The organism is Novosphingobium sp. CCH12-A3 (assembly GCF_001556015.1).
GTDB lineage: Bacteria > Pseudomonadota > Alphaproteobacteria > Sphingomonadales > Sphingomonadaceae > Novosphingobium > Novosphingobium subterraneum.
This window is the reverse complement of record NZ_LSIA01000316.1, coordinates 1-10,026: the sequence shown is the minus strand read 5'-3', so window position 1 is coordinate 10,026 and position 10,026 is coordinate 1. Positions and strand designations below refer to the sequence as shown.

Below are 10,026 nucleotides of genomic sequence, written 5' to 3'. Positions count from 1 at the left end.
CCAACTATTTTATCGCCGCCGGGTATGAGCCAGAGTGATCGGAATCTGCTCTAGCTGCAAAGACCTTCCGCTGAGTTGACCAGAACAAATAGTAGCGACCATCAACGACCCTCATGTGCGGGCGCTCGAGTTCGTTGTTGAAGCCCGCCGCGCTAAGCACCGGCGGCAGCAGGCGCCAGCCGGAACCTTCTGCGCCGATGGCTTCAGCTACACCTATCACACCGGTCCATCGCGATGGCGACTTGGCACATGATCCTGTGAGGAACAGGAAGGAACGGCCACTGGCGGGATCACGGAAAAAGCCCGGATCGCGGAAACCAAGTATTTCCCCTCCAACACCGGTGATCTGGTTGGCAATCATGTAATCTTTTCCGTCGGCCTCGACGGATTCAACGGGCCTTGACCAGTCAGACAGGATTACGGCCCCGTCCGCTTCGGAAAACCGGCAACGAGCCTCGAACAGGCGCTGCTCAAGGGTTGCCACAGAGGATCCACGCCGCCCGGCAGCGGTAAAGTATACCGTAAGCTCGCCTTTTGCCTCATCCAGGACTGCAGAGCCGGACCATTCGCGATCGCCGGGGGTGAAGCCATCGGGAAAAACCGGTTGGTGGACCGTCCAGCGGCCATCGTGCTCGCTTGCCAGACGGATACGGGCGATTGCGTGGCGGGAATCGGGGTCGGCGGCCGCAGGCGCAGTAAGAATCATCCAGAACGCCGCACCATTGAAGCGAGGCAGCGTGCCGTCGGCCCGTTCGATAGGCCACATGTCCCAAAGGTCGAAGCCATCCACGCGGGCAGCGGGTGCTGGCGAGAGAGTGGGAATGGAGTTGGTTTCGGAGAGCGCCAACCCACCCAGATCTGCAGCACTCCACATCGTCGGGCTCGCACAAGCCCCGGAGGCAACGCGTTTGCCAGTCTCGGAAACGGTAGTTGCCATAGTGCGATCTTCCTCCGGGAGGATTGCGCAAAGATTGCGCAATCGTTGACTCTTCCTGCTCAATCAGATGGCGGAGCGAGAGTGTGCGGGAATATCCCCGGCTCAACGACTCCAGCAAGAATTCCGGCATCGCCGCAAAGTCTTCAGTACTTCTTGGCTCACCGCACCTGAATGCTCCACCCTGTTTAGGTTAGAGCAATCGATTGCGCAATCGCATCTTTTGTGATGAAAGGAGCCCGAATCGGACGAAGACAGGAAAAGTCGCGTCCAAACCGGCCAGGACTGCGCCGATCAAGGGAGGGAATACCCATGCACATACGTTCCGTTCTGCTGGCCTCAGTAGCAATTGCAGCGTCATCCATGACTGCCAATGCACAGGATGTGGCAACACCTCAGGATGACGGATCATCCGTACCGACCGAGATCGTCGTCACAGCTCAGAAGAGCAGCGAACGGCTCTCGAAGGCTCCCGTTGCCGTCAGCGTTGTTTCGCAATCACTGCTTGATCGACAGGGCCTGACCACCAGCGAACAGATCGCGACCACGGTGCCAACGCTCAAGCTTTCGCAGAACGGATTTGCCATTCGCGGAATTGGCTCGAACAATGGCTTTAGCGGCTATTCCACAGTCGCAACCCAGTTCGACGGTATCTACAATCCGTCCCCCGTCGCACTTTCGCTGGCCTTGTTCGATCTTGGAGCCATCGAAGTGCTGCGCGGCCCGCAAGGCACAGTGTATGGGCGCAATGCCACTGCCGGTGTCGTGAACATCAACACAGCCGACCCGGGACGTAATTTCGGTGGCAGCGCCAGCCTGCAGTATGGCCGCTTCAACGATATCCGTGCGCAAGCTGCCGTAGATCTGCCAGTGAACGACATGCTGCGCGTCCGCGTAGCGGCGTTCCATCAGGTCAACGACGGGTACGGCCCCAAGTTTGCGGCGCGCCGCTTTGACAAGACTGACCTTTCGGCGGTGCGCGTTACCACGGTATTCGATCCGGCGCCGAACCTCAGTTGGCGCCTGTCGGGCTCCTATGCCCGGAACACCGGCACAGTCGCATCAGTGTTCCTGCGCAACTACAACGTCTATCCGCAGGCAGATCTGGTGGCGGGCACGTTCGGCCCGGTCACGATCGTCCCCTCGGATGCGATCAATCCCGGCTTGGATACCGTAACCAGCAACCGGCAGGACATCACCAGCTATGACGTGCGTTCGAAGCTGGTGTGGGATGCCACCGATAGCCTCAGCTTCACATACCTTACCGGCTATTCACTCCTCAAGAACGACGGCGTCACGGCCTCGACCGGCGTGTTCTCGCAGGAATACATCGATCATCGCACCCGCACCTGGTCCCACGAAGTTGACGTGAATTACGAGAATGGCCCGCTCAAGCTCGTTGGCGGCGCATTCCTGTATGAGGATCGCCAGCCCTCGGGCACCCGACTGCTGCACGCCGGCAATACGGCGCCCGCTCCTTTCAATCTGGTTTTCAACCTCTTCGGCGCGAAGGTCGTCGGGACAGGCGATCAGATCTCCACGATTGACGCCGTCGATGTGGTCAACACTTATGCCGGTGTGGGCAGCAAGTCTCGCGCCCTGTTCGGACAGGCAACCTTCGCGATTGCACCATCGCTTCGCCTTGTCGCGGGTATCCGCTCAACCTGGGATACGGTTACCAGCCATGAGCAACAACTGGTCTGCCCGGGCCAGTCGTTTGACCGCGATACAATCGCCCCCGATGTCTGCCCGACCTTCACGATCGCCTATACCGATGATCGCAACCGTCCGAGCGCGAAATACAGCAAGGTCAGTTGGAAGCTGGGCATCGACGCCGACGTGACTGAGAACCTGCTCGCATATGCTACGGTCTCGACCGGCTATCGCGGGGGTGGCCTGCAGCCGAGTTCCAATCCGGCGAACTTCCGAAGCTATGCGCCTGAAACCGTCGACAATTTCGAACTGGGTCTGCGCGCCAACCTGATGGGTGGCCGCCTGTTCCTTGGCGCCACGGCCTATCAGATGAACTACAAGGACCTGCAGGTGTCGTCGATTATCGTCGATCCGGTGCAAGGCCCGATACCGGTTACGACCAATGCGGCCCGGGCGCGCATTCGTGGCATCGAGCTGGAAACAACCTTCCGCCCCACCCCGGCAGATCGGCTCACGGCCTACTTCTCTTGGCTGGATACCAAGTTCCTGCGATTTGCCAACGCACCTGACAATCTGCGCTCAGCCGATACGATCTACAACATCTTCGCGCCGATCCTGGGCTTTGCGCCGATCGCGCCGGCAGTTGCCGATTACTCGGGCAATCGGCTGCCTTTTGCACCACGCTTCAGCGGGCGCTTCAGCTATGCTCACGAGTTCGAAACCGCTTCTGGCTGGAAGATCACTCCGGCAGTCGACTTCTTCGCGCAGACGGCAACATTCGCCAGCGTGGACAACGCCATCCAGGGCCGGATTGCAGGTTACACGAAGACCGATCTCAACCTGCAGTTCGACGAACCTTCGGGGCATGCCTACCTCAACGTGTTCATGAACAACGTCGAGGACCGTCGCATCCCCACAACCGTCGTTCCCGTTTGGAGTTCGACGACGGCAAGCTATGCCATGCCGCAAACCTATGGCTTGCGCGTCGGCTTCAAGTATTGATCGCATTGACAACAGGAAGCGCCGTGGCCGGAGCGATGATCTCCGGCCACGCATGCCGGAGAAGGTCATGCGTATGCCGGTCGATCGCAGGCAAATTCTGCTGGGAAGTGGGCTTTTTCTGATGACTTTACCTGTCAGCGCCGCAAGGGAAGCGCTGAAGATTCCGCATGGAGCCGGACCGCTTCCGGCCGAATGGATCGGAGCGCCGTCGATCACCTTGTGGGACGGCCTGCCGCCCGGAAGCCCGCGTACAGCGCCCAAGCCATCAATCACACTCGACCCCACCTTCATTGCAGGGGTCGCCCGACCGGAGATGCGCGTGTTCCGTCCAAAAAGGAGCAACGGGCAGGCTATACTGACGATCCCGGGCGGAGCCTACACGTTCGTCTCGATCCGCAATGAAGGCACGGACGTTGCGCGTACCTTCACTGAACTGGGCTACACCGTATTCGTGCTAGTTTACCGCCTTCCTGGCGAAGGCTGGGCGAATCGCGCCGATGTGCCATTGCAGGACGCACAGCGGGCGATGCGCTTGATCAAGAGTCGGGCAGGACAATTCTCCATCGATCCCGACAGGATTTCCGTGATCGGATTTTCTGCAGGTGGTCATCTTGCTGCATCGTTGATCACCGCCGGCAGGGACGGCTGCTATGATGGGCGCGATGCGGCGGACCAGTTGGATCCGCTGCCCAGCCTCGCCGCTCTGATCTATCCGGTTATAAGCACCGAACCGCCCTACACGCATCAGCAGTCGGTTGAAATGTTGCTCGGCCCAAATCCGACTGCTGAGGCAATTGAGCGCCGCTCTCCTGCACGCCGTGTCGGTGCAAACACGCCCCCAACCTTCCTCGTGCACGCTCTTGATGACGTGCCAGTGCCATCCCAGAATTCCCTGCTGTTCCTCGATGCGATGCAGAGCGCCAGGCGTCCGGTTGAAATTCATCTGTTCGAAGAAGGGGGCCATGGTTTCGGCATCGGCCCATCCAATGCGCCGGCGGGACGGTGGCCCCAACTTTTGAGTGCCTTCATTGCCCGCCACATGGCACCGTCCTGACAACAGGCCTTGGCTTGGCCGACAGTTGCAGCAAGGCAACCCGGTCTCCCCGCGATAGGTCAGAGCTGCTGTCGGCAAGCCGAGGAGACCTTCCATCTCACCAGCCCAGTTCGCGGCGCCCTTGACTTTGGGTTGCCTATGCCACTAGGGCGCGCACCGAAAACCGGGGTCTTGCCCCGCTCATCCATCCCGTTTCGCCGAGTCCTGTCGAAGGGCGTCTTGAGGATCCACCCGGGCAGGGTGGAGGAGTGTATTCATGGCCAATGTAACCGTTATCGGCGCCCAATGGGGCGACGAAGGCAAAGGCAAGATCGTTGACTGGCTGGCCAGCCGTGCCGATGCCGTTGTCCGCTTCCAGGGTGGGCATAACGCCGGCCACACCCTCGTTGTCGGCGAACAGGTCTACAAGCTTTCTCTGCTACCCTCGGGCATTGTCACTGGCACGCTCTCGATCATCGGCAACGGTGTGGTCCTCGATCCGTGGGCGCTGAAGGCCGAGATCGAAAAGCTGACCGCGCAGGGCGTCGAGATCAATGCCGAAAACTTCGCCATTGCCGACAATTGCCCCCTGATTCTCCCCCTGCACCGCGACCTTGATGGTCTGCGCGAACAGGCGGCCGGCTCAGGCAAAATCGGCACCACGGGCCGCGGCATCGGCCCTGCCTATGAAGACAAGGTCGGCCGCCGCGCGATCCGCGTGTGCGACCTTGCCCATCTCGATGCGCTCGATGTCCAACTCGATCGCCTCTGCGCGCATCATGATGCGCTGCGTGCAGGCTTTGGACAGCCGCCGGTCGATCGCGCCGCACTGATCGCCGAACTGCGCGAGATAGCGCCGTACGTCCTGCAGTTCGCCCAGCCGGTCTGGAAGCGCCTCAACACCGTCCGCAAGGCCGGCGCGCGCATCCTGTTCGAGGGCGCGCAGGGCGTCTTGCTCGACGTTGACCACGGCACTTATCCGTTCGTCACCTCGTCCAACACCGTCTCGGGCACCGCCGCGTCCGGTTCGGGTCTTGGCCCTTCGCAGACAGGTTTCGTGCTTGGTATCGTCAAGGCCTACACCACCCGCGTCGGCTCCGGGCCGTTCCCTACCGAGCTTGAGGACGAAGTGGGCCAGCGCCTTGGCGAGCGTGGCCACGAATTCGGCACGGTTACGGGGCGCAAGCGCCGCTGCGGCTGGTTTGACGCGGTGCTGGTGCGTCAGTCCTGCGCCATCTCTGGCGTGACTGGGATTGCTCTCACCAAGCTTGACGTGCTGGACGGTTTCGAGAAGGTGAAGATCTGCACCGGCTACCGCCTGCGCGGAAAGGTGCTGGACTACTTCCCGGCCCACGCCGCCGATCAGGCTGAGGTTGAGCCCATCTACGAAGAGATGGACGGCTGGGATGGCACCACTGCTGGCGCGCGTTCGTGGGCTGACTTGCCCGCCCAAGCGATCAAGTACATCCAGCGCGTGCAGGAATTGATCGAAACGCCGGTTGCCCTTGTCAGCACCAGCCCGGAGCGCGAGGACACGATCCTTGTGCGCGATCCCTTCGTCGATTGAACACCTGAAGCCTCACCGTCCGGGCGGATGGTGAGGCTGCAAAGCTTCAGTTCTTCTTGCCGACGGTCACACCTGAATAGATCGATTGCTGTCCGCCCGGCGGATTCAGCTGCAGGAGGAACGAGCCGCCCCATTCGGCAGCGTTGGCTCCAAAGAACATGCCGTTGAGGAAGCTGGTGCTGAGCACGTCGGTGCCGGTTCCCCTGAGGGAGAACGTGTTGCCAACGCCGCAACCCGGACAATTGCCCGCAAGCGATCCACTGTAAGTAAAGTTGCCGAGGCTCGACGTCGCGTTATTGCCGACATCTGTCGCCGTCAACGCGAGGACGGCGCTGCCAGTGCCTGCGGCGAAGTCTGCCGTGAAGGTGCTGGTCCCCGAAAGCGAAGCCTCGCGCTGCGTCGCACCGTTCCGGCCATAACCGTAGACTACCCCGGAATAGCTTGCCGAGCCCGTTCGCGGGATCTGGAAGCTTGGCGTCAGGCCGCCGAACGGCACATAGTAGTGGGTCGCCACCTGGCGTCCGTCTACCGTGTCGGTTCGCACCACTTCGGCAAAACTGGTGTAAGTCAGGGCAATCGAGGGGTTGCCGCTACCGAACTTGAACACCCGCGCCGTGTAATCGGCACCGCGATACACATCGAAGGTGCTGGTGCTTTCCGCCGCCTTATAGTCCGCCGCCGCCAGCGTCTGCGACAGCTGCACGGCGTTGCCGAAGTTCGTGCCAGTCGTCTTCGACGTGAGAACATATGACTTGTTCGTCGGGTTGTAGGTAACCTCGACATTGGTATCGAGAAGCGCCTGCTCCGCCGGGCTGAGACCGTTGACGACATAGTACTGGGAATCGTTGCCATTCAGCACAGTAGTCGTCGTGAGGCCGGCAAGTCCGCTCTGGGAAGCGGTGCTGTCCGAACCGCGGCCGCCTGCAAGCGTAGCTGCCATGACGGCACCGCCGGAACTGTTGGCCTGAACCACCGCCCCGATCTGCTCCCCAGCCGGACCGAAGAACTTGCCGGTCAGCGTGCCGTTGTAATCGGTCGTACCATCGAAGGTGATGTTACCATTGAACGCATTGGCGCTTGATGAAAGCGTCGCGTTTCCGCTCCAGTTGCCTGCATCTGATTGGGTGCCCGGCAGGCCCGCCGAGGTGCCCGGAATGGCATTGCCAACAGTATAGGCTCCAAGCGTCGAAACGGCGCCAGTCTGGAAGTTGACGTTGAAACTGCCATTGCCGTTCACGCCACTGATCTTCGACCCGTTGGCCAGTATCCCGCCATTGAGGGAAACGTTGAAAGCAGCCGTCCCGGTTCGCGGGGTTGAGGAATTGGCCGTCGCGAAACCATAAACGAACGCATCTATCTGGCCGATGCTCGATCGCCGGTCGGTCAGAATGCCTGCGCGCAGGTAGTCGCTGCTTGTGTAGAAGTCATACGTCAGCCCGACCTGTCCCGCCTTTGTCGGCTGCCACATGATCCGGCCATCAGAACCGTAAAACACCAGTGGCGATCCATTCTCACCCTGATGCACAGACGCAAGCCCGCTGCCGGCGCCCACTGCTGAAAGATTGCCTGCTCCATCAAGGGTGCCCTTCACGGAGGCGCTCAACGGTTGATAGAACTGGTCGGTGGAAGGGGTGGCAAGGCTGGTCGAGGTATTGACCGGTGTCGTGCCGCGAGCGCCGTAGATCACACCGGTTGCGGCGACGTCCGAGTTGGGGTTTTGCGAGAAGGCCGCCCCAACTTCCTCGGCGTTGGGGCCGAAGAAAGCCCCGTGCAACTCACCCGTTCCGGCGCTGCCCAAGTTCAACTGGCCAAGAAAACTGTTCGCGCTCTTGGACAGCAGCGCAAAGGCGTTCCAGTTATAGCCCCGCGCGGTGACATTGGTCTGAACATCGGTCTCGTCGTAGAAGCCGCTTCCGGCGATGCCGCCGGACAGGAAATCGACCGAAAGCTTGCCTGTCCCTCCCAGCGCATAAATGTTCGTGCTGAACGTCCGCGCGCCCAGCAGCTTTACATCGAAGCTGGCCGCGCCCGTCCTCGGCAGCGTTCCATTCGGCGTCTGTACCCCATAGGCGAAGGAGGAAATGCGCCCATCGATCGTGGTGCTTCCATTGACCTGGCGCTGCCAGATCCCTGCCCCCACGAAACGGGTCTGACCTGCGGCTGTGCCTGTCGTGGTCAACGAGAGGAACTCGGTCGTATTGCCCGAAACGAACTTGTAGGTCGTGATTGCGCTGTTCGATTGCGTCGCGTCGATGTCGCCTGGACCGAAAGTGCGGCTGCGCGTGCCGTCCGAGACAGTCCACGAGCGGTTAGTGGCGTTGTAGGAGACCGTGAGCGCCAAGGCTGAAGCCGAGGTGCTGACCGCGGCGCCATTGGTCGGAACACTTACAGTTCCGACAGATGCCACATTCTTGAAACTTTCGCTGACAAGCGGCGCGACCAGGCTCGTGTTTGCTGTCGGTGTCGGTGTGGGCGTGGGTGTCGGCGTAGGTGTAGGCGTCGGTGTAGGCGTCGGTGTAGGCGTCGGTGTGGGTGTCGGCGTAGGCGTAGGCGTAGGCGTAGGTGTAGGCACCGGAGTGCTGCTGACGCCATTGCCGCCACCCCCGCACGCTGCCAGCATCAATGCAATGGTCAAGGCAGACGCTGTCGCTGCCCTGCGGTTGTGTCTGGTCATCGCCCCTCTCCCCTTTTTCCTTACGCTAGAATGCCGACGTCAGGCCAAGTTCCGCCGCGCGCCGATCAAAATCGAAAATGCCCACCGTCGAACGGTTCCGCTCTATCCTGAGGCGCAGGAAAGGTGCGATGCCCTTCCACTGGATGGCGCGGAACGTTGCCGAAAGCCCGAGGCTGAACCGGTCATCCACACGCTTCCTCGGATAGAGGAACAGGCGCTCATCGGCCTCAAGGCGCGAGTAGCTTCCGTCCATCACGACCGTCGTCCTGCCCAGTTCCCTGAACACATACGCCGATGTCCCGCCGGTCCAATCTGACCAACCCGGATCGCGCGCGGAGGTGCGGCTCATCCGCAATTGCATCCCGCCGCCAAAGCGCGCGCTGAAGGCACGATCGATCCCGAGAGTGCCGGCATAGATCGTTGAATCCTGCAAGTCATTGCGGCGATTGTCGAGGCGCGAGACAGCCGCCTCGGCACGAAACTGCGATCGCTTGCCTAAAGGGTGCTGGAAAACCGCAGTGCCCCCCCATCCCTGGCTGAACGCCGCTTGGCCGTACCAGCGCCAGGACGGGCCTCCTGAGAAGGTGATCCGGTCTGCACCGGACTGGAACTCTGGTCCGAATTGCACGGCCAGCGCATAATCGTCGAACTGTCCGGAGCGATAAAAGTCACCGCTGCCTGATACCCGCGCGAGCAGACGGGCTCCGGTGCTAAGCGGCACGCGGAGATACCCCTGCGCGCGCGCCGCAAGCCCCAGGCCGGACTTGGCTTTGGCGTCGTCGCTCAAGGTGAAGTCGCCGATGACAGTGCCTAGAGTGTCTGCCCTTGTTGCGCGATTGATATTGCTGTCTGGCGCAAGCGCAAGCTCCAGGCTGCCACCAAGGGGCTTTGCCGCTGCAAGCGCAGCAGCATAGAAGCGCACGGCACGCTCGACGTCTGCCGGAAGCTGGCCACTCGCTTGGGCAGCACGCATTTCACGCTCGGCAGCGCCAAGTCGTCCCATCATCGCGTCCATGCGGGCCAGTTCAAGCCGCACCCGCGCTGCATCGGGCTTTTCATCGAGGATGCGACGCAGTTCGACCGCAGCATCGCGCGTTCGCTTCATCTGGTCGTCCGTGAACAAAGCGAAGTTCGTTTCGGTGCCGGGTAGACCGGGTCTGTCA

General features: G+C 61.2%; 6 protein-coding genes. 3 read left to right on the top strand and 3 right to left on the bottom strand.

All coding sequences use genetic code 11. From position 1 onward, the window contains the following. Nucleotides 1-4: 4 nt before the first annotated feature. A complete protein-coding gene (locus tag AX703_RS26275) occupies nucleotides 5-874 on the bottom strand; it encodes a glycoside hydrolase family 68 protein (RefSeq protein WP_255355126.1) in 870 nt (289 codons plus the stop codon). Nucleotides 875-1,297: 423 nt separating this feature from the next. On the opposite strand from AX703_RS26275, the gene AX703_RS26270 reads away from it, so the two are divergent. From AX703_RS26270 to AX703_RS26260, 3 genes are all read left to right on the top strand, one after another. Continuing rightward, a complete protein-coding gene (locus AX703_RS26270; protein ID WP_062348470.1) occupies nucleotides 1,298-3,589 on the top strand; it encodes a TonB-dependent receptor in 2,292 nt (763 codons plus the stop codon). Between the two features lie 67 nt (nucleotides 3,590-3,656). Then, the gene (locus AX703_RS26265) at nucleotides 3,657-4,643 is read left to right on the top strand and encodes an alpha/beta hydrolase (protein WP_231735715.1); all 987 of its coding nucleotides are present in this window, start codon (nucleotides 3,657-3,659) and stop codon (nucleotides 4,641-4,643) included. A 256-nt stretch (nucleotides 4,644-4,899) separates the two neighbouring features. After that, nucleotides 4,900-6,189 carry an adenylosuccinate synthase gene (locus tag AX703_RS26260; protein ID WP_039332593.1) on the top strand — a complete coding sequence of 430 codons (1,290 nt, stop codon included), beginning with the start codon at nucleotides 4,900-4,902 and terminating at the stop codon, nucleotides 6,187-6,189. A gap of 46 nt (nucleotides 6,190-6,235) precedes the next feature. Here AX703_RS26260 and AX703_RS26255 read toward each other — a convergent pair whose 3' ends face one another. Both AX703_RS26255 and AX703_RS26245 read right to left on the bottom strand, forming a co-directional pair. After that, nucleotides 6,236-8,596: a transferrin-binding protein-like solute binding protein gene (locus tag AX703_RS26255; RefSeq protein WP_156452235.1), complete on the bottom strand. Its 2,361-nt coding sequence runs from the start codon at nucleotides 8,594-8,596 to the stop codon at nucleotides 6,236-6,238. A 292-nt stretch (nucleotides 8,597-8,888) separates the two neighbouring features. Continuing rightward, nucleotides 8,889-10,026, bottom strand: a 1,138-nt coding sequence (locus AX703_RS26245; protein ID WP_062348460.1) for a porin family protein, incomplete at its 5' end; no start/stop codon positions are given.